Source organism: Aerosakkonema sp. BLCC-F183, from assembly GCF_041929145.1.
Classification (GTDB): Bacteria; Cyanobacteriota; Cyanobacteriia; order Cyanobacteriales; family Aerosakkonemataceae; genus Aerosakkonema.
In genome coordinates this window covers 14,508-34,765 of record NZ_JBHFNU010000075.1, presented here as the reverse complement: position 1 = coordinate 34,765, position 20,258 = coordinate 14,508, and the positions used below count along the sequence as shown (strand labels likewise).

Here is a 20,258-nt window from a genome sequence, read left to right as displayed (position 1 = left end):
TTCGCTTCTCATCTCAATTTAATGCTGCTACGTTTAGAGCATAAACATAGAAAATTAAAGGAAGGAAACGAAATGTTTGATAACTTCCATGAAGACCACTTCGACTTTCAGATCGATGGTCACACCGTTCATGGGCCACACCTGCCCCATGAGAGCGTACTAATTTTTGGAGTGGCGAAAACATTTTCAACTATCGGCACTGCAATTGGTGGGCCTGCTGGTGGAGTGATTGGCGGCTTATTAGGGTTAGTTATAGTTGGTGGATGCCTCGCCGAGCATTTTGCCAGTCATAATTCTCATTCCTAGCGCCGTTAATTCAGATTAATAGCGAATGAAATATAAAATTTACCCCGCAATCTATACAGACTGCGGGGCTTTTTTTTTGCAGTTCAAAAAATCGTAATAGGGGTAGAAATTGGCATTCCTGATGGGATTTGGATGCTGATTATTCGTACCAGATAATCAAAGGTGCATCTATCTCCTGGTGTGGAATACATCACCCGCCGGGGAATCAATTCCCCGCGTCATAGCGAAAGTCGGATAAATCCGACTGAAAGAAAAGCATAAACTTGGGTTTATCTATCGTCATTTAAGCAAAATTATTTGCAGGTACTAGAAACCGGGTTTATATTTCCAATCTCAGCTGCATCAATCGCTGGGGGAAGGGCGAAGCATTCGGATTGTTCAATTTTTGTGAAGCTACAAAGATTGTCGCCCGAATGCTTCGCCCCTACAAAAATATCGCTGTTATAAACAGTCCTCTTCAGAGGACTTTCGCTATGACGCTGGGGTTTGAACCCCAGGCGGGTGATGCGGCTGATGCAAAATCTATATAAACAAATCCACCTTAATTTACCCCTGCCAATTCTGCTTTGCCCTGGTAAATATCTCATCTATCGTTTGCCCTTCATAAAGCCGCCGCGAAACTTCCACATAATTCGTAGGTTCCCGATGCAAAAGAGTGAGAAATCGCAAAGCAGCAGCAGAACCAAGAGACTTTTGCAAAGCCTCTATTCCTTTAATCCTTATTTCTGTATCATCCATAATTTTTGCCCTCTCCATTAGCAACCCATATTGGTTGGCTCTAATTGTTTAGATTCCTGTATAATAATTATATTACCCATCCACTTCCAAAAAGCAGCATGATCCAAACTCTAGATGCAATCTACGAACAAGGTGTTTTTCGCCCTTTAACTAAACCGGAAATACCTGATGGAGAATCCGTAAAATTAATAATTGAAACCTCATCAAAATCCAATCCAGAGGAAATGCTTAAATTAGCGGCTCAAGTCTACGAAGGTTTATCTCAAGAGGAGATAAATGAAATAGAACAAATTGCAGGCGATCGCAGTAATTTCTTTACCGGACATACCCCATAAAAGTCGTGGCACAAGTTATTTTAGATACCGATATCCTTTCAGCTATCATGCGACAGAATCCAATGTACTCAACTGGCTAAATTAGCAAGGATAAATAAACTTGGATCTCAAACAACGATTACAAAATCATCTCACGGAAATTGTGCGCGATCGCGATCCTTACCTCTCGCCGATCGGTCATCTTTACGTACAACAATATATCCGCGCACAATTGCAACAATGGGGAACTGTGGAAACTCACGAATTCACAGTAAACGGCAAAACTCATCAAAATCTTATCCTCAATTTACCTTCCTCTGGTAAGGAATATCCACCTATTTTAATTGGCGCACATTATGATGGAGTACCGGGAAGTCCGGCGGCGGATGATAACGGTACTGGCGTTGCAGTATTACTGGAATTAGCCAAAGCTTTCGCAGCAGAAACGATTAAATATCCCGTGCGAATAGTTGCTTTCGATATGGAAGAATATGGTTTATTAGGTAGCCAAGCATATGCTAATTTATTGAAGCAACAAGGACAGCGATTGCGTTTAATGATATCATTAGAAATGTTGGGTTATTGCGATGATTCTCCTAATTCCCAACGTTACCCGGCTGGGTTGGAACGCTTCTATCCAGATCGCGGTAATTTTATCGCTTTAATTGGTAATTTAACTGCACTTTCCGATTTAATGAAATTGAGGGTAAATATTCGCGGAAGTGGAACGAAATGCGAGTTTTTGCCAGTACCAAATAGAGGTACAATTGTTCCCCAAACTCGCCTGAGCGATCATGCACCTTTTTGGGATAATGGTTATCGGGCGATGATGATTACGGATACGGCTTTTATGCGGAATCCCCATTATCATCAAGCGAGCGATCGCATCGAAACCCTCAACCTAGATTTTCTCGCCGGCGTTTGTCGCGGTTTGGAAATCGCGATCGGGCGACTGTGATTAATCTCAACGCCAGGTATATCCGGGAGTATTTTGAGCTTGTGCGATGCGTTCGATTTCTTGGCGCACTTCCCTCATGGTTCTTCCTCTGCCTAAATGTTTTGTCCACAGTTCCAGATTTTTGCGATCGGCAACTTGTCCCAGCACTTCCAGGTAAATGCGATTAATCGCATCTTGAGCTTCCCGACTTTTAGCGATATCGTGGCGAATATCCCTTAACGATCGGCGTCTTTCTAATTCTCTGTAGCAAGTTCTCAATTCCAACTCATCAGCATCTCTTTCCAGCACTTCGCGATAAATTTTATTGATTTTGTCGTAAAGCGAACGACGTTCTCGTTGCCGATTATTGAGGAGCGAGCCATTATTTAAGCAAACCTCAAGTCCTCCATTTTGGATACATTCCTGTGCGTTAGTAGGAGATGTGAAACCGATCGCAACCAAAAAAGCAGTAGTTGCGATCGCGCTAGTTGCCAATAAAGCAAGTTGCTCTCCTGTACTTAATGTGCAAATCCTGGTTTTCTTGGGCATGGGACAGTGAGTATTGGGGATTGGTAACGATTGTCAAGCAAGCATTACTGTGCTTAATTTCGCAGAATATGGGTTATTTAGTCTGTGCGAGTACCACCACAGATCGAACTAACTTTTCTGGCTCAAGAGGCTTGGTAACGTGCCGTTGATAGCCATTGTCTAAGGCTCGCTGACGATCGTCTTCTCTAGCATAAGCAGTTAAAGCGATCGCCGGAACCCGTCCACCTTTTTCAGGCGGTAAAGCACGAATTTTTTGGATCAGGGTATAGCCATCAACTTGGGGCATTCCGATATCGCTGACTAACACATCGGCTGGGAAGGATTCCAAAGTTGCCAGCGCTTGGGGCGCAGATGCAACCGTCACAACTTCCGCTCCGTATTGGGTCAACAATACAGTTAATAACTCCCGCGCATCAGGGTCATCATCGACTGCGAGGATTCTAATTCCCCTGAGATCGAGTTCTTGCGGTCGCAACTTATCTGTCTGTTTGATTTCCGGCTCAACATTCAGTAATGGCAATCGGACAGTAAAAGTGGCTCCCAACCCTTCACCCGGACTATCAGCCACGATCGTACCGCCGTGGGCCTCGACTAACTGACGAACGATCGCCAACCCCAGCCCCAATCCTCCATACTTGCGAGTGATGGAGGCATCTTCCTGACGGAACGATTCAAAAATGTGAGGAAGAAACTCTGGGTTAATACCTTTACCAGTGTCCTTCACCGTAATTTCTGCTAGATTGCCAACTTGTTCCAGACTGATATTGACTTGCCCGTGATTCCCAGTAAACTTAATCGCATTAGACAGTAAATTCCAGACAATTTGCTGCAATCGGGCGGCATCGCCAGACACTTGCCCAATATTCGGTAATACGGAATTGAGTGAGATAGATTTAGCTATAGCTGCCGTTCTCACAGTCTCGATCGCAGATTCGATCGCAAACGATAAATTCACAGATGTCACATTCAAGCTCAGCTTGCCCCGCAGAATTTTGGCAACATCGAGCAGGTCATCAATCAATTGAGTTTGCAATCTAGCATTCCGCTCAATAGTGGCGAGCGCTTGAGCAGTTTTAGTTTCATCTAACTTACGAGTTTGCAATAATTTTGTCCAACCCAAAATGGGGTTAAGGGGCGATCGCAACTCGTGGGAAAGAACAGCCAGAAATTCATCTTTGATTCGGTTGGCGCGTTCTGCTGCTGACCGTGCGGCTTGTTCTTGCTCCAAGAGGCGATGACGTTCGATTTCCAGTTGTTTTTGCGCTTCGATATCAGTTGCAGTGCCAAACCATTTGACAATTTGACCTCGCTCATTTTTTTGCGGAATTGCCTGATGCAAATGCCAGCGATAGATGCCATCTGCTCGCCGCATTCGACCTTCGGCTTGATAGGAAGTTTTCTGTTGCACCGCCTCATTCCATCGTTGACTCAAAATCGGTAGGTCTTCGGGATGGACAACCTCTTGCCAACCAGTGATGCGGACTTGTTCCAGCGTTACCCCCGTAAACTCAGTCCAGCGTTGATTGACATCCAGTAAAGCTCCTTCCCCATTAGCTGTCCAGACTAATTGGGGGATCGATTCTGTCAAACAACGATAGCGTTCCTCACTTTGACGCAATGCTTCCTCTGCTTGTTGGCGATCGGTAATATCAGTATTAGTGCCAAACCACCGCAATACTTTACCCCGTTCATCCCGAACTGGAATAGCGCGGGAGAGAAACCAGCGATACTGTCCGTCTTTCCCCCGCAAGGGAAAGGTATCCTCCCAAGTTTCCCCCGTTTCCATACAGTAACGAAACTTTTTGACTACCGGCTCAATATGGTCTGGGTGATGCACTTTCTGCCAGCCCCAGCCTTGCATTTCTTCTAAGGTTGTACCCGTATAATCAAACCAGCGCTGGTTGTACCAAAAAATCCACCCGTTCTCATCTGCCATCCAAGCAAATTGGGAAATGTTATCTGCCAAGGTACGGAAGCGTGCTTCGCTTTCCCGAAGTTCCTGTTGTGCCAGAGTGAGTTCGGTAACATCCATCACAGCTACCCCAACCCCGATCGCTTCCCCATTAGGCAAACAAACAGGATAATGATTGGCAATGGTACTTCTAAAAACACCCGGTCGAACTTCGCCACTAAACTCCACATTCAGGACGGGTTGTTGAGTTTCCATAATCTGAAGCAGCAAAGGCGCAAATTGAGGTGCTATTTGCGGTACGACTTCCCACAGAGTTCGTCCCAAATGCTCGCTTAAAGGGAGTTGATTGATTTTAGCCAGTGCTTCGTTGGCATAAAGAAATCGCAGTTCCCGATCGAACAGCGCTAGGGTAATCGGGGATGCGGCTATAAATGCTTGAAGAATCGCTTCGCTGCGTTGCCGTTGCGCTTCTACTTGTTTGCGATCGCTAATATCTTTGAACAGGATAGCGACTTTTCGGCTTTCGGGTTCTCCAGTGCGGAAAGCGGAAACATCAAACCATCGATTCATAGCTTCAGAGCCATTTTCAAAGCGGACTGGTTCCCCTGTCAGTGCAACTTTACCGTAAATCTCAAACCAATGATCTTCCAGATCTGGAAGTAGCTGACGTGCTGTTTTACCTTCTGCTTGTTTGAGTCCTGTTTGTTGCTCAAATAACGGATTTATTTCGAGGAACCGATAATCGAAAGGCTTGTTGTGTTCGTCAAACAGCATTTCAATGACACAAAAGCCTTCATTCATCGATTCAAATAAAATGCGATAGCGTTCCTCGACTTGTTTGCGATCGTGAATATCAATAACTGAACCGATGTATCCTTTAAATTCCCCATCTTCTCCAAACCAAGGGCTTGCGGCATCGATCGCCCAGCGATATTCACCATCCTGACGACACAAACGATATTCCAACCGAAAGGCTTCGTAACGCTCATTTGCTTTTAAGAAGATGTCTTTAGAAAATTCGCGATCGTCTGGATGCACTGCTGCTAACCACCCAAGTCCCAATCCCGTAGCTTCGGTTTGCCCCGTGAATTCGTACCAGCTTTTGCTAAGGTAAGTGCAATATCCTGTAGCATCTGTCACCCAAACCATCACAGGTGCGTTATCTGCCATATTGCGGAATCGTTCTTCACTTTGACGTAGGGCTGCTTCTACTTGTATTCGCTCGGTAATTTCTTCACAAACGGTACTGATACCAATTACGCGATCGCCATCTTTTAAGGGTAAAAATTGTTCCAACCAGGTGCGTTTCACTCCCGGTTGTGCTGGTGTTTCTCCATGAATTTCTACATTTAATAGCGCTTCTCCCGTTGCCAAAATCGGACGCAGAAGCTGTTCGACAGTATCCGCCAGTTCGGGGAACAGTTCCCGTACAGTACGCCCGATATGAGCTTCTACAGGCAACCCATTAATTGCTGCCAATCGCTGATTGATTCGTAAAAAGCGGAGGTCGGTATCCAGGACATTTAAACCAATCGGGGCAGATTGATAGATAGCTTCAATTTCTGCCAGTTGTCGCTGAAGTTGTTGTTGGCTCTGCTGAACTAAGGCTTCACTGCGTTTGATGTCGTCTATATTGGTAATTGTGCCGATCCAGCCTGTAATTTGATTGTGACTGTTTTGTGTCGGGATGGCTCGACAGATGAACCAGTGGTACTCGCCATCCCAACGGCAAATCTGGCATTCTATCTCAAATGTCTCTCCATTGGCGAGCGATTGGCTCCATTGGGCTAAACTGCGATCGCGATCGTCGGGATGAACTGCACTTACCCTCGCTAAACCCATCGACTCGGCTTCACTCAAACCTGTATACTCATACCAGCGTTGATTCCAGTAATTGACTGCCCCCGTTGCATCGGCTGTCCAAACCATTTGAGGCATTGCTTCTGCCAATTCTCGATATCGCTGTTGGCTGGCTTCGATCGTGGCGGCGGCTTGGTTGCGTTCTGTCATATCTAAAAAAACGCCGATCGCTCCTCTAATCCGATCGCGATCGCCTCGCAGGGGAGTGGCATAGGATAATATCTGACGCACTGTACCATCCGGCCACAAAATATCAAATTCGGCATCTCGCACGTCTACGCCCAGTCTGGCAGCAACTTGCATCGGTAAGTCTTGGGTGGCTATTTCCCGTCCGTTCTGGAAGACTCGATAGGGAGGTTGTTCATCGACTGGCGCACTTTTCGAGATGTTGTTACCTGGGCGAACGCCTAGCAATTGTCGGAGGTAGGCGTTATTCTGCATTTGAGTGCAGCTGGGATCGGTGGCGATCGCAATGCCCACAGGAATAATATCTAAAAGAGTTTGCAGTTCGCTAACCCGATTTGTCAAATCTCGGTTTAATTGTTGAATGGCTGCTTCAGCTTGTTTTTGCTGAGTTAAATCCACGGCAAACACCATATGCTCATCGGTGCTATCCATCCACTGCATCGCACTCAGCAAAATGGGAATTCGCGTTCCATCTCGATGCAGCAGTTCCATCTCCTGCGGTGGGAAAAAACCATATTGCTGCAATTGTGCCAGGTTTTGCAGAGCCCGTTGAGTCAAATCTGCCGGGATAAAGTTATGCCAGTTCATGCCTTGTTGCTCAAACTCTTCCCGCGTGTAGCCGTGCAGGTGCAGTATGGTATCGTTCGCGGTCATCATTTCACCGCTGACCGAGCCAATAGCAATACCAATGGGAGCGGTGTCAATTAGTCGTTGCAGTCGTTGCTGTTGCTGTTGCAGGTCTGTTAATGTTTGGCTCAAGTCTAACTCTAAACGTTTGCGATCGGTAATATCGCGCCAGGAGGCGACAAAGCCATCATTCAACTTGGTAGCCCGGATATCAAATGCTCTCTTCAGCCGACGATCTCCATATATGTCATCGTAGATGAGGGAATCTTTGATTAACGGTTCTCCTGTTTCCACTACGCGACAATACTCGTCAAATAACCCTGTTTGGCGATGGGCTGGCAGAATTTCACATAAACCTCGACCGATTTGCATTTCTTTGGGCATCTGGTTATTTTCGCAGGCTGCCTTGTTGAGATAATCGATGCGAAAGTCTACAATCTGCCCGGACTCATCCCGGATGGATGAGAAGATGCCAAAGCAATCCAGCATATTCTCAACCGATGTTTGGAACTGCTCCTGACTGTATTGCAGTTCCCGTCGCAATTCGGCATTTTCGATCGCACTTCGCATCGCTAAGCGCAGGTCGTCTGGAGTCATCCGGTCTTTGACCAGATAATCCACCGCTCCGTTTTTGAATGCTCGCACCGCTACTTCTACATCATTACTGTCAATCACCACAATCGGGGGACAGCGCCTACCCATCTGTTCCTTCAGTTGCTGAAGAACATCGAAGTGGCGCGAGTGCGGAGAGTGGAGTTCTAGAAGGATGCCGTCAATCTGCTGTGCTGGCGACAGTACCAGAATTTGGGTATCATATGGCTGAGTAAGAATTCTGTATGCAAAACTCCCGTCTTGCTGTAATTGATACCGATAATTGCGATCGCTCTCATCAGAGTCGGCAATTACAAGAACAGTCCGGTGAGTTGACATAACTTAATACCCAGTCCACAGAGTTTTCAGGAAACCAGTCGCAGCCACAGGTGGGCAGGATGCTATAAACTACCCACTGCTACTGCGCCCTTGCAGTGGGTTTTCAGAAGCCCTGAATCATCCCTGTTCAAAGAACAAGAAAGACCCGTGCCGCAAGGCGAGTTTATAGTCACCTTACCAAGAATTGCGATGTTGCAACTTCCGTTATAATCTGCATCCCCAGACCATCCGCAATGTCCACATTCAAACCGCTTTCCGTCTCGATAAGATTTACCCTGAATTGGGTGAATGCGAAAGCAGTTATGGCACATCTGGCTAGTGTATCTGGGGTCAACAAATACAATTTTCACTCCTTCTTTTATCGCCTTATAAGTTAGGAATTGCCGCAGATGATAGAACGCCCAACTATTACCAAGACGCTTATCATCTTTGCTTCTTGGCTTTTGGTTGGTGCGTTCTCTGATTCCGGTTAAATCCTCCAAGCTAATGACTAAATTACTTTCTTTAGCCTGCTTAATCAAGCGATAAGAGATGACATGATTTGTATGTTTTTGAAAGCGGTGTTCCTTGCCTGACAACCGTTGCAAGAATTCTCTGCATCTTCTACGAGAACTTCTTGTGCCTTTCACAGCTTTTCTTTGGACTCTAGCTCTCAATTTGGCGTATTTATTTCTGATGCTGGTAACTTGCTTCCCGCTAAAACTTTCTCCCTTGGATGTAACGACTAAATCTGTTCTACCTAGATCGCACCCCAAAACTTCATCTGATTCAGAAGGTTCTGGCGGTATCGATCCTAGTTGGATATTTAAGTAGTAGCTACCATCTTTCCTTTTAGACAAGGTTGCTGTCTTAGGATTCTGCCCTTTGAGCAAACCTCTTTGATAGTTACCAATTGCTAAATTAAACTTTTCTCTTCCACCCAGCATTGTTAAGCTAACAGTCCAATCCTTTTCCCTGAAGCTAAAGGTTCGGACATCATAAGTGGCAGAAGTTGGCTTAAATGCTTTGACTGGCTTTTTGTCTTTCTTGGCGGTTTTTCGGTTTCCTGAAACCCGTCTAATTGCATGGATGGCAAGCTGAGACGAAAGACCGAATCTTACTCTAACATCCTGATAAACCAAAGACTGCATTGCCAATTCATTAACTAAGGTTGGCGCTACGACTTGGTTTACATATTCGCAAGCATCAGCAAAAGCTTTTAGCGTCGCCTCTATTTTGGCGACTTGCTCAGACGACACTTGGAGTTTACAGGATACTGTTAGAACTTGTTTCATAGCTTGACTATATGTCAATAAATGAGAAAATGCAATGTCGGACTCCGTACCTCCGTCCGACCGCTATCCCTCCCCATCCTACTGCGTTGAGGGTGGGGACTCTCGCGAATTTGTTGAAATAGTATCACTCAATCTTTTGACGCTCCTCAACTAACCTAAAGGTATAGTTAGGGTTTTACGGTGATTTCGATCGATAAGATCGGCTTTGTTGCCGATCTCTGAGATAGTTTTCCAAAAGCGCTTTGCTACTATTGTGCAATTTCAGGGCAGGATATTGGCTCATATCGATCGCGTTTATGTTTTACACTACCAACTTGCGGTCATCTTTCGTGAAATTTATACCTATACGCCCCTGAAGCGCGTCCGTGTTCTACTTGACTGTAGCCAAAATATCTCTTACACTAATAGTAAGAGTGCGAAGTAAATAGATAGGAGCCAAAATGATTTCTCCATCTGTTGAGCGGAAATTGGCGAAGGGCTGGGAGGAAATTTTAGCACCGCAGAGTTTGGGCTATCGGATTAAGCTGCTGTCCCAGATGTTATCTCGCAAATTTCAAGACCGACTGGAACCTTACGGCCTGACTCCTTTCCACTGGGTTGTATTGTGCTGTTTGTGGCAAGAAGATGGCTTAGCTACCTCCAGCATAGGGGAAAAGCTGCAACAGGTGGGAGGTACTTTGACGGGGGTGCTAGACCGGATGGAGGAACGGCGACTGATTCGCCGGGAACGGGATAGCCGCGATCGCCGCATTTGGCGCATTTGGTTGACTGAAGCTGGCAAGGAACTGAAGTACGTACTGCCTCCCATTGCCATAGACATCCGCGAAGAAGCGATGCAAGGCATTCCACCGGCAGAAAGGGAGCGGTTTTCCGAACTGGTGGATATAGCGATCGCAAATCTTTCATAGGTTCCTTGGGATAGAGGCTAATTACCTCCAGAGAGTGACATCTTTATTGTGGAAATTTTCTAAGATACTACGTATACGAAATAAATTAGTAATTCGCTAAAACAAGCGAAAATTACGAACGCTAAATAAAACCCTAACTAACAGAGAAACAACAACTGTGAAACGCTCAAACACAGCAGTAATAAACGGAAAAAAACCCGCAGTTACGGATGTAGAAAGCGAGTTGCTGACTGCGGACAAACAAAAAACCCTGCCGGTGGTAGAGCCGGATATTCAGGAAGAGAAAGAGGATATAACGCCGCCCCAAAAGGCACCGCGCCAAAAAGTAAAGCAGCTAATTTTGGCGGCTTTGGGAATAGGTGCGATCGCTACAGCCAGTAACTTTGGCTATAATTACTGGCAATATGCTTCCACCCACGAAGAAACAGACAACGCTACCGTTGCCGGACACATTCTCAATGTCAGCAGTAGAGTTAACGGTACAGTAGCCCAAGTGCTGGCAGACGATAACCAGCTAGTGCAAAAAGGTCAGCCATTAATAAAGCTTGACCCAGGCGACTTTCAAGTCAAAGTGCAAAACAGCGAAGCAGCGCTAGAAGCGGCGAGGCGTCAAGCTGCGGCGGCACAAGCAAACATCGCCCTAGCGGCACAAACTGCCCAAGCCAAAACAACCACAGCGCAAGGGGATGTGGGTGCTGCTGTAGCCGCCATTTCCACCGCACAAGCAGCAGTGAAAGAAGCGGAGTCGGGAGTTCCGGCAGCTGAAGCGGCAGTCAAGCAAGCCCAAGCGGGAGTACCCCAGGCACAAGCCGCACAAGCCGCAGCTGAAGCTGGCGTGCAGCAAGCCCAAGCCGTAGTTGCCGCAGCGCAAGCAGGAGTGCCCCAAGCGCAAGCAGCGGTTAAAGAAGCCGAAGCTGGTGTAGCGGCGGCGCAGGCTCAGTTAGCGCAAGCTCAGGCTACTTTGGAAAGGGCGGAAAGCGACTATAACAGGTATAACAGTTTGTATGCTTCTGGTGCGATCGCCCGTCAGCAACTGGAGACTGCTAAAGCAGCTTACGATGTAGCGCAAGCCCAAAAAACCGCCGCCCAACAAGGAATTCAACAAGCCCAGGCACGAGTAGCGCAAGCCACCGAAGGTGTAGGTAGAGCGCAAGCGCAAGTAGCGCAAGCGCAACAAGGTATAGCAACAGCCCAAGCGCAAGTAGCGCAAGCGAGAGAAAACGTAGTGAGAGCCCAAGCGCAAGTGGCTGAAGCGAAAGAAGGGGTAACTAGAGCGCAAGCCAAAGTTGCTCAAGCGAAAGAAGGTGTAGCCAGCGCCCAAGCCAAACTCGCCGCATCTAAGGGAGGATTGCAACAGGCGACAGCCACCAATCAACAAACTGAGGTGAACCGCAGTCAGTACGAAGCTGCTCAAGCTGCGATCGCACAATCGCAAGCTGCCCTCAAAGACGCGCAGTTGCAATTATCTTACACCGAAATCGCCGCCCCTGCTGCGGGAAGGATCGGTCGCAAATCCGTAGAAGTCGGACAAAGAGTGCAATCGGGAACTCCTTTGATGGCAATTGTCAGTGACGAATATTGGGTAGTTGCCAACTTCAAAGAAACTCAATTGGAGAGGATGAAACCGGGAGAAGAAGTAGAAATTAAACTCGATGCCTTTCCTCATCAGACATTTAAAGGTCGGGTTGATAGTTTCTCCCCCGCTTCCGGTTCTCAATTTGCCTTATTACCGCCAGATAACGCCACCGGCAACTTCACCAAAGTTGTGCAGCGCATTCCAGTCAAAGTTGTTTTCGATGCTGACAGTATCAAAGGATATGAATCGCGCATCGCTCCTGGGATGTCAGCTGTAGTCAGCGTGGCAGTCAAGGCAAAGGCAGAAAACTAGCTGTAGCAAGACGAGAATAAAAACGGTATAAGCTTATCTCAGACATAGCAGAGATGGATAAAAAACTACAGGACTTATGCAAGTTTCACACTCAAATTAACTTGTAGGGTGCGTCAGATCCTAAAATAGTGGCTTTATCAAGGCATTAATCGGTCTGACGCACCCTACCAATGTGCCAGTTGCAAGTCCCCAACTAATAACATTTGGATATGTTAATCCCAAACTATCTCTGCAATATCGGCTTTAATAATGGTAGGATTTCCTTTATTTACCAGCTGCAATACATTGTTACAAACCATTGTTGACGATGATAAACGCGGCAGAGTGATGAGCCTTTACATAATGGCTTTTAGTACGATACCCGTTTTTGTTAAACAGCTTCCATCTTTAAAAGAGTTTATTGACCCGTTTTATGCAAAAATTGGCATCCTCCGTTAGGTAGATAGATTTTTTAATTTAATAAAGTTTTCAATTTGTTGAGCCGATCGCATAGAATGACCGCAACAGAGCGGCTTGATGGTTTAAAACAAATTAAATTTTAATAATTTTTGTATTCACAAACACAGTAGACCGAATTATTGCCATTATATTTTGAGCTATTTTTAACAGTATAAAATCTAGGTGAGAGAACAAACCATGAGTCAAGACATATTTGAATTACGCGGCCCAGAAGGAAATACCATAGTCGGCAATCTTGCCGATTTGGGTCAAGATCCGTTGGGTTTTTTGACGAAATGTACCCGCGAATATGGCGATATTGTACCCCTGCGCTTGGGCTTAACACCAGCTTGTTTTTTGACTGAGCCTGAATATATCGAGCAAGTCCTTAAAGAGAGAATCTTATTCATAAAATCTAAAGGCATAAGGGCGCTGCGAAGCTTTATAGGCGAAGGACTTCTCAGCAGTGAAGGAGACTGGTGGCAACATCAGCGACGCCTAATTCAACCAGTATTTTCCCATAAGCGCATTGCAGGTTACGGTCAGATTATGGTTGCTTATGCCGAAAAGACGATCGATACTTGGCAAGATGGGGAAACTCGCGATGTTCACGATGAAATGATGCGGCTAACGTTAAACATTGTGATGAAGTGTTTGTTTAACCAGGATGTTACGGAGGGAGAAGCTAAAAATGTCGCTCATGCGATCGATGTGGCAATGCACTGGTTTGAAAATAAGCGCAAGCAAGGTTTCTTTATTTGGGAATGGTTTCCCAGACCGGAAAATATCCGCTACAAAAATGCCATCCAGCAAATGGATAAAAGCATTTATCACCTGATTGAGGAACGGCGTACTAGCGGTGAAGATACCGGGGATCTGCTGTCCATGTTGATGCAGGTAAAAGATGAAGAAGATGGCAGCCAAATGACAGATAAGCAATTGCGAGATGAAACGATCACCCTGATGTTAGCAGGTCACGAAACCACAGCGAATACTTTGTCGTGGACGTGGATGCTTTTATCTCAAAATCCGGAAGTGCGTAGCAAATTGCAAGCGGAGTTAAAAGAGGTACTTGACTCCCGTTCTGCTACTGTTGCGGATCTGCCAAAATTGCGCTACACCGAGATGATTATCAAGGAAGCAATGCGACTTTATCCACCCGTACCGATCATGACTCGCGAAGCAACTCAGGATTGCGAAATAGGCGGATATGAAGTGCCTGCTGGATGTCAAGTGATGATGAGTCAGTGGGTGATGCACCGCAATCCTCGCTATTTTGAAGATCCAGAAGTATTTAAACCGGAACGCTGGGCTAACGATTTAGAAAAGCAACTTCCCAGAGGGGTTTATTTTCCGTTCGGTGATGGCCCCCGTACTTGTATCGGTAAAGGATTTGCGATGATGGAAGCGGTTTTGTTGTTGGCGACAATTGCCCAAAAGTTTGAAGTTGATGTTGTGCAAGATTATGCGATCGTACCTCAACCTTCGATTACTCTGCGACCGGAATACGGCATTAAAGTAACGCTGAAGCAACGTTAGCAGGTAGGGTGGGCAATGCCCACCCTATGAAAGTTAGATGTGAGGACTTATTATGACTGATGCAGGTGCTAAAAAACTACCGCAAAAACCGACAGGCGATCGCATACCCTTAAAAACATGGATTGGACTTTTCGGCACAATTCTGGGCGCATTTATGGCGGTGTTGGATATTCAAATTACCAACGCCTCCTTGCAACAAATTCAGGCAGCATTGGGTGCAACTTTAGAAGAAGGTTCTTGGATTGCTACCGCTTATCTGGTGGCAGAAATTGTAGTAATTCCGCTCACAGGCTGGCTAGCGCGAGTATTTTCCCTGCGTTGGTATTTGTTAGTAAATGCTGGCTTATTTACTTTCTTTTCTATATGCTGCGCTTGGGCGTGGGATTTGAATTCTATGATTGTGTTTCGCGCTTTGCAGGGATTGACGGGAGGCGTTTTAATCCCGATGTCGTTTACTTATATTCTGACAAATTTACCGCCTGCAAAACAAACGATCGGCTTAGCGATGTTTGCGATTACAGCAACTTTTGCACCCTCAATTGGCCCCACTTTGGGAGGATGGCTGACGGAAAATTACAGTTGGCAATACGTTTTTTACTTAAATTTGCTTCCCGGTTTGCTGTTGCTGTCAGCGGTTTGGTATGCGGTGGAACCTCAACCGATACAACTGCATCTGCTCAAAGATGGAGATTGGGGCGGAATTATTGCGATGGCGATCGGCTTGGGTTCGCTGCAAGTTGTTTTGGAAGAAGGTAGTCGCAAAGATTGGTTTTCTAGCGATTTGATTGTGCGGTTAACTGTAATAGCCATGATTTTTCTAGCTATATTTTTCTGGATTGAATTTACCCGAAAAAAACCTTTTATCAATCTCCGTTTGCTAGGCCGGCGCAATTTTGGTTTAGCCAGTATTGTAAATGTATCGCTTGGGGTAGGTTTGTACGGTTCCATCTATATTTTACCTTTGTACTTAGCCCAAATTCAAAGATACAATGCGATGCAAATTGGGGAAGTAATTATGTGGGCTGGATTGCCGCAGTTATTCATAGTGCCATTCGTACCTAAGTTAATGCAAAAAATCGATACTCGCATCATGATTGGTGTGGGTATTAGTTTATTTGCTGTCAGCTGTTTTATGAACTCGAACATGACTCACGATACTGGTATAGATCAGTTACTTTGGTCGCAACTTGTTCGCGCTATGGGACAACCTTTAATTATGGTGCCTCTTTCATCAATTGCTACTGCTGGAATTGAAGCGGAACAAGCTGGATCTGCTTCTGGTTTGTTTAACATGATGCGAAATATGGGCGGTTCGTTAGGAATTGCAATTTTGGCAACTTTGCTAACTCGGCGAGAGCAATTTCACTCCAATCGTTTAGGAGATGCTATTTCGTTATACGATCCGCAAACGCAGCAGCGCATCGAACAAATGACTCAGTTTTTTGTGAGTCGAGGGGCGGATTTGAGTACGGCGAGCGATCGAGCGATCGCAGCGATTAGCAATATTGTTCGCCGCGAAGCTTTCGTGATGGCTTTCAACGATTGTTTTTACATAGTTGGTTGCGCTTTATTGCTGAGTGGTATTGCCATTATCTTCTTCAAAAAGGTAAAGGCAACTGGTGGTGGTGCTGCACATTAATTTATAGAATTGCATAAATTAAGCGATTTTTAGAAGCTGACTGTAATCCAAAGTAAGGGAATATATAAAAACAAAGAAATTATTACCAATGGAATACCTAAACTTGAGGCTAATAAACTATTTTTACCGATGCTTTTGTTGATGAGCAAAATCAGTAACCCGGAAACTAAAGGGTAGATTACCAAGCCGATGTGATAAGCTGTATCGGAATTAGCGTACATAGGAACTCCTACATCAGAATAATTTTTGCCTTTGAGAGCATCCGTTACAGTCAAGCCTAAATTAAATGAAAATACGATCGAAGCGATAGTGGAAAGCACTATAATAATCTGCATCTGTAAATTAGGGTCATTATTTCTAGTTATGTATTCAAATAATGGTGGTTGGCAATTCTGGATCGATCGAGGTGGTACGTTTACCGATATAGTGGCGCGGCGTCCCGACGGACATCTCGTAATTCACAAGCTGCTGTCAGAAAATCCGGAACGCTACACCGATGCAGCAGTGCAGGGAATTCGCGATCTTTTGGGAATTACTGCTGATACACCCATTCCAGCTGATGAGATTGAAGTCGTCAAGATGGGAACGACGGTGGCGACGAATGCGCTGCTGGAAAGAAAAGGCGATCGCACAGTTTTACTGATTACCAAAGGATTCCGAGACGCCCTCCGCATCGGTTATCAGAATCGTCCCGATATCTTCGCCCGTCACATTATACTACCAGAAATGCTGTACGATCGCGTCATAGAAGTAGAAGAACGCTACAGCGCCGATGGCAAAGAATTACTTCCCGTACAAACTGGCTATATTCAACCTTTACAACAAGCTTATTATGAAGGAATTCGCAGTTGTGCAATTGTTTTTATGCACGGTTATCGCTATCCCGAACACGAAAAAAAAGTTGCAGATATCGCAGATAGAATAGGTTTTACTCAAGTATCGGTATCCCACCAAGTCAGCCCTTTGATGAAGCTTGTCAGTCGTGGCGATACAACTGTTGTGGATGCTTATCTTTCCCCCATTTTGCGGCGATATGTAGATCGGGTTAGCAGTAATTTGGGTAATACTAAATTGATGTTTATGCAATCGAATGGGGGACTTACCGACGCACAATTATTTCAAGGCAAAGATAGCATTTTATCAGGCCCTGCGGGGGGAATTGTTGGCGCTGTGCAAACAAGTTTGATGGCAGGTTTCGATAAAATTATCACCTTCGATATGGGCGGTACTTCCACCGATGTTGCACATTACAACCATACAGTCGATCGCTCTTGTGGGGTAGGCGTCCCGCCTGCCCCTAAATTGCTAAGGACGGGCGAGACGCCCATCCCACAAGCCCAGACCCCCATCCCACAAGGCGAGACCCCCATCCCACAAGCCCAGACCCCCATCCCACAAGATATTCCACAAGATATTCCACAAGAACAGTTTGCGCCACAATACGAACGCACATTTGAGACAGAAGTTGCGGGTGTGCGATTGCGGACGCCGATGATGGCGATTCACACTGTCGCGGCTGGTGGAGGTTCGATTCTATACTTTGATGGTGCGCGTTATCGCGTAGGGCCGGAGTCGGCGGGCGCAAATCCCGGCCCTGCTTGTTATCGCAAAGGTGGGCCGCTGACGGTGACCGATTGCAATGTGATGGTGGGTAAGTTGCAGCCTGAGTTTTTCCCCAAGGTATTTGGGAAAAATGGCGATTTGCCGCTGGATGCAGAGGTGGTGGGGCAGAAGTTCGCACAACTGGCGGCGGAGATGGGAGGGGAGTCGAAACCGGAGGAGGTGGCGGCGGGATTTTTGGCGATCGCAGTCGATAAAATGGCAAACGCGATTAAAAAGATCTCTCTGCAACGCGGTTATGATGTGTCGGAATATACGCTGTGTTGTTTCGGCGGTGCGGGGGGACAACACGCTTGCTTGATTGCCGATGCGTTGGGGATGAAGCAGGTGTTCCTCCATCCCTACGCGGGTGTGTTATCCGCTTATGGTATGGGTTTGGCGGATGTGCGCGTGATTCGGGAAAAGGCAGTGGAAGCAAAGTTGAGTGAGGAATTGTTGCCGTTGTTGCAACAGGTTTTGGAGGGATTAGTCACAGAAGGGAAGGAGGAATTGAACCGCACAGGCAAGATGCCTGTGCCACAAGATACACAGGTTTTTCGTAAGCTGCATTTGCGATATGAGGGAACGGATTCGTCGCTGATTGTCGATTTTGGTGATGTTGTGGGGATGAGGCAGCTTTTTGAGGAGGCGCATCGCCAACGTTACGGTTTCATTGTGTCGGAAAAGGCACTGATTGTGGAGGCGGTTTCGGTTGAGGTGGTAGGTAAAACTGATGTGCCGGCAGAATCTTTAATTGCCAGGAAAACAACTGAATTTGCCTCATCTATAGCGACTGTAAAAATGTACGCGGCGGATGCTTGGCAGGAAACACCTGTTTACAAACGGGAGGATTTGCAACCGGGAGATGGCATTTTTGGCCCTGCAATTATTGTAGAAGCAACTGGTACAAATATCATAGAACCGGGTTGGCAAGCGAAACTCACAAACAGAAATCATTTGATTTTGCAAAAGAGCGATCGATCTGCGCTTTCCCATCCCAAATCCCAAATCCCAAATCTAAAATCTCCCGACCCGGTGATGTTGGAGATTTTCAATAATTTGTTTCGTGCGATCGCCGAACAAATGGGTATCACTTTGCAAAATACTGCTGCTTCCGTGAACATCAAAGAACGCCTCGATTTTTCCTGTGCAATTTTTGATGGCAACGGACAATTAGTTGCCAATGCGCCGCACATTCCAGTCCATCTCGGTTCCATGAGTGAAAGCGTCAAAAGTTTAATTGATGCTTATGGAGATAATATCAAACCCGGTGATGTTTATGTTTTGAACAATCCCTACAACGGCGGCACTCACTTACCGGATATCACAGTTATTACTCCTGTTTTTGCTATCTCTCCCACTCCCCCACTCTCCCCCTCTCCCACTCCTCCTCTCTTTTACGTCGCCTCGCGGGGACACCATGCCGACATCGGCGGCATTACCCCAGGTTCCATGCCACCCCACAGCACAAATGTAGAACAAGAAGGCATATTAATAGATAATTTCCAATTAGTAGAACAAGGAAATTTCCGCGAAAAAGAACTGTTAGAACTTCTCACATCCGGCAGCTATCCTGCCCGCAACACTACCCAAAACATCGCAGATTTGCAAGCGCAAATTGCCGCCAACAAACAAGGTGTGGAAGAACTCCACAAAATGGTGGATCATTACGGTTTAGAAACGGTGCAAGCTTACATGGGTTTTGTGCAGGATAATGCGGAAGAGTCGGTGCGTCGCGTTATCGATGTGCTGAAAGATGGCAGTTTCACCTGTGCTTTGGATAATGGGAGTCAGATTCAGGTGAGGATTGCGATCGACAAATCCACCCGCAGCGCCAAAATTGATTTTACCGGAACTTCCCCGCAACTGGATAGCAACTTTAACGCACCAGCAGCAGTGTGCAAAGCCGCAGTTTTGTATGTCTTCCGTACCTTAGTAAATGACGACATTCCCCTCAATGCAGGTTGCCTCAAACCTTTAGAAATTATTATTCCCGAAGGTTGTATGTTGAATCCGCGTTATCCAGCTGCTGTAGTTGCCGGAAATGTGGAAACTTCCCAGGCAATTACCGATGCTTTGTACGGTGCTTTGGGAGTAATGGCAGCTTCTCAAGGAACGATGAATAACTTCACTTTTGGGAATCAAAGATATCAATATTATGAAACAATTTGTGGTGGTGCTGGTGCTGGTGCTGATTTTGATGGCACCGATGCCGTTCAGACGCACATGACGAATTCTCGCCTCACCGATCCAGAAGTTTTGGAATGGCGATTTCCGGTAGTTTTGGAGAATTTTTATATTCGGCAAAATAGCGGTGGTAATGGGCTTCATCGTGGCGGAAATGGTGTAATTCGTCGCCTTCGTTTCCGGGAAAAGATGACTGCGGGAATATTATCGGGGCGTCGAGTTGTTGCACCTTTTGGGTTGCACGGTGGCGAAGCGGGTACTGTCGGTAAAAATTACGTGCAGCGACAAGATGGAACTGTGGAAGAGTTGGGTAGTACTGCTGTGGTGGAGATGAATGTGGGGGATGTGTTTATAATTGAAACACCCGGAGGTGGTGGGTATGGTGTGTGAGAAAATTTTTAATTAAAAATTGCCATAGCAGAATTTT

The 20,258-nt window shown here is 46.1% G+C and carries 13 protein-coding genes; 8 read left to right on the top strand and 5 right to left on the bottom strand.

Annotation, left to right across the window (positions count from 1 at the left end; genetic code table 11):
* Positions 1 to 72 precede the first annotated feature (72 nt).
* Complete coding sequence (locus tag ACE1CD_RS22455; RefSeq protein WP_374826288.1) at positions 73 to 306, top strand: hypothetical protein; 234 nt, start codon at positions 73 to 75, stop codon at positions 304 to 306.
* Positions 307 to 852: 546 nt separating this feature from the next.
* On the opposite strand, the gene ACE1CD_RS22450 is transcribed toward ACE1CD_RS22455, so the two are convergent.
* A complete protein-coding gene (locus ACE1CD_RS22450) occupies positions 853 to 1,044 on the bottom strand; it encodes a hypothetical protein (protein ID WP_374826287.1) in 192 nt (63 codons plus the stop codon).
* A gap of 98 nt (positions 1,045 to 1,142) precedes the next feature.
* Between ACE1CD_RS22450 and ACE1CD_RS22445 the strand changes: the two genes are divergently transcribed.
* Both ACE1CD_RS22445 and ACE1CD_RS22440 read left to right on the top strand, forming a co-directional pair.
* Complete coding sequence (locus ACE1CD_RS22445; RefSeq protein WP_374826286.1) at positions 1,143 to 1,379, top strand: antitoxin family protein; 237 nt, start codon at positions 1,143 to 1,145, stop codon at positions 1,377 to 1,379.
* 100 nt (positions 1,380 to 1,479) lie between these two features.
* On the top strand, positions 1,480 to 2,316 hold the full coding sequence (locus tag ACE1CD_RS22440) for a M28 family peptidase (RefSeq protein WP_374826285.1): 837 nt from the start codon (positions 1,480 to 1,482) through the stop codon (positions 2,314 to 2,316).
* Positions 2,317 to 2,322: 6 nt separating this feature from the next.
* On the opposite strand, the gene ACE1CD_RS22435 is transcribed toward ACE1CD_RS22440, so the two are convergent.
* The 3 genes from ACE1CD_RS22435 to ACE1CD_RS22425 all read right to left on the bottom strand — a co-directional run bounded on the left by ACE1CD_RS22435 (position 2,323) and on the right by ACE1CD_RS22425 (position 9,633).
* On the bottom strand, positions 2,323 to 2,844 hold the full coding sequence (locus ACE1CD_RS22435; RefSeq protein ID WP_374793396.1) for a hypothetical protein: 522 nt from the start codon (positions 2,842 to 2,844) through the stop codon (positions 2,323 to 2,325).
* A 73-nt stretch (positions 2,845 to 2,917) separates the two neighbouring features.
* Positions 2,918 to 8,359 carry a PAS domain S-box protein gene (locus tag ACE1CD_RS22430; protein WP_374826284.1) on the bottom strand — a complete coding sequence of 1,814 codons (5,442 nt, stop codon included), beginning with the start codon at positions 8,357 to 8,359 and terminating at the stop codon, positions 2,918 to 2,920.
* 62 nt (positions 8,360 to 8,421) lie between these two features.
* The gene (locus tag ACE1CD_RS22425; RefSeq protein ID WP_374826283.1) at positions 8,422 to 9,633 is read right to left on the bottom strand and encodes an RNA-guided endonuclease InsQ/TnpB family protein; all 1,212 of its coding nucleotides are present in this window, start codon (positions 9,631 to 9,633) and stop codon (positions 8,422 to 8,424) included.
* A gap of 440 nt (positions 9,634 to 10,073) precedes the next feature.
* On the opposite strand from ACE1CD_RS22425, the gene ACE1CD_RS22420 reads away from it, so the two are divergent.
* The 4 genes from ACE1CD_RS22420 to ACE1CD_RS22405 all read left to right on the top strand — a co-directional run bounded on the left by ACE1CD_RS22420 (position 10,074) and on the right by ACE1CD_RS22405 (position 16,045).
* Entirely contained in the window at positions 10,074 to 10,541 is a 468-nt protein-coding gene (locus ACE1CD_RS22420) for a MarR family winged helix-turn-helix transcriptional regulator (RefSeq protein ID WP_374826282.1), read from the top strand.
* Positions 10,542 to 10,698: 157 nt separating this feature from the next.
* Entirely contained in the window at positions 10,699 to 12,429 is a 1,731-nt protein-coding gene (locus ACE1CD_RS22415) for an HlyD family secretion protein (RefSeq protein ID WP_374793401.1), read from the top strand.
* Positions 12,430 to 13,065: 636 nt separating this feature from the next.
* Positions 13,066 to 14,406, top strand: a complete 1,341-nt coding sequence (locus ACE1CD_RS22410) for a cytochrome P450 (RefSeq protein ID WP_374793403.1) — start codon at positions 13,066 to 13,068, stop codon at positions 14,404 to 14,406.
* 52 nt (positions 14,407 to 14,458) lie between these two features.
* Positions 14,459 to 16,045, top strand: a complete 1,587-nt coding sequence (locus ACE1CD_RS22405) for an MDR family MFS transporter (protein WP_374793405.1) — start codon at positions 14,459 to 14,461, stop codon at positions 16,043 to 16,045.
* Positions 16,046 to 16,074: 29 nt separating this feature from the next.
* Here ACE1CD_RS22405 and ACE1CD_RS22400 read toward each other — a convergent pair whose 3' ends face one another.
* Positions 16,075 to 16,380 carry a hypothetical protein gene (locus ACE1CD_RS22400; protein WP_374793407.1) on the bottom strand — a complete coding sequence of 102 codons (306 nt, stop codon included), beginning with the start codon at positions 16,378 to 16,380 and terminating at the stop codon, positions 16,075 to 16,077.
* A gap of 28 nt (positions 16,381 to 16,408) precedes the next feature.
* Here ACE1CD_RS22400 and ACE1CD_RS22395 point away from each other — a divergent pair, with 28 nt between their 5' ends.
* On the top strand, positions 16,409 to 20,221 hold the full coding sequence (locus ACE1CD_RS22395; protein WP_374826281.1) for a hydantoinase B/oxoprolinase family protein: 3,813 nt from the start codon (positions 16,409 to 16,411) through the stop codon (positions 20,219 to 20,221).
* The last annotated feature ends 37 nt before the right edge of the window (positions 20,222 to 20,258 follow it).

Coding starts and splice junctions, on each gene's coding strand:
- ACE1CD_RS22430 (WP_374826284.1), bottom strand. CDS start 8,359: ATGTCAACTCACCGGACTGTTCTTGTAATTGCCGACTCTGATGAGAGC.
- ACE1CD_RS22395 (WP_374826281.1), top strand. CDS start 16,409: ATGTATTCAAATAATGGTGGTTGGCAATTCTGGATCGATCGAGGTGGT.
- ACE1CD_RS22435 (WP_374793396.1), bottom strand. CDS start 2,844: ATGCCCAAGAAAACCAGGATTTGCACATTAAGTACAGGAGAGCAACTT.
- ACE1CD_RS22445 (WP_374826286.1), top strand. CDS start 1,143: ATGATCCAAACTCTAGATGCAATCTACGAACAAGGTGTTTTTCGCCCT.
- ACE1CD_RS22425 (WP_374826283.1), bottom strand. CDS start 9,633: ATGAAACAAGTTCTAACAGTATCCTGTAAACTCCAAGTGTCGTCTGAG.
- ACE1CD_RS22400 (WP_374793407.1), bottom strand. CDS start 16,380: ATGCAGATTATTATAGTGCTTTCCACTATCGCTTCGATCGTATTTTCA.
- ACE1CD_RS22420 (WP_374826282.1), top strand. CDS start 10,074: ATGATTTCTCCATCTGTTGAGCGGAAATTGGCGAAGGGCTGGGAGGAA.
- ACE1CD_RS22450 (WP_374826287.1), bottom strand. CDS start 1,044: ATGGATGATACAGAAATAAGGATTAAAGGAATAGAGGCTTTGCAAAAG.
- ACE1CD_RS22405 (WP_374793405.1), top strand. CDS start 14,459: ATGACTGATGCAGGTGCTAAAAAACTACCGCAAAAACCGACAGGCGAT.
- ACE1CD_RS22455 (WP_374826288.1), top strand. CDS start 73: ATGTTTGATAACTTCCATGAAGACCACTTCGACTTTCAGATCGATGGT.
- ACE1CD_RS22410 (WP_374793403.1), top strand. CDS start 13,066: ATGAGTCAAGACATATTTGAATTACGCGGCCCAGAAGGAAATACCATA.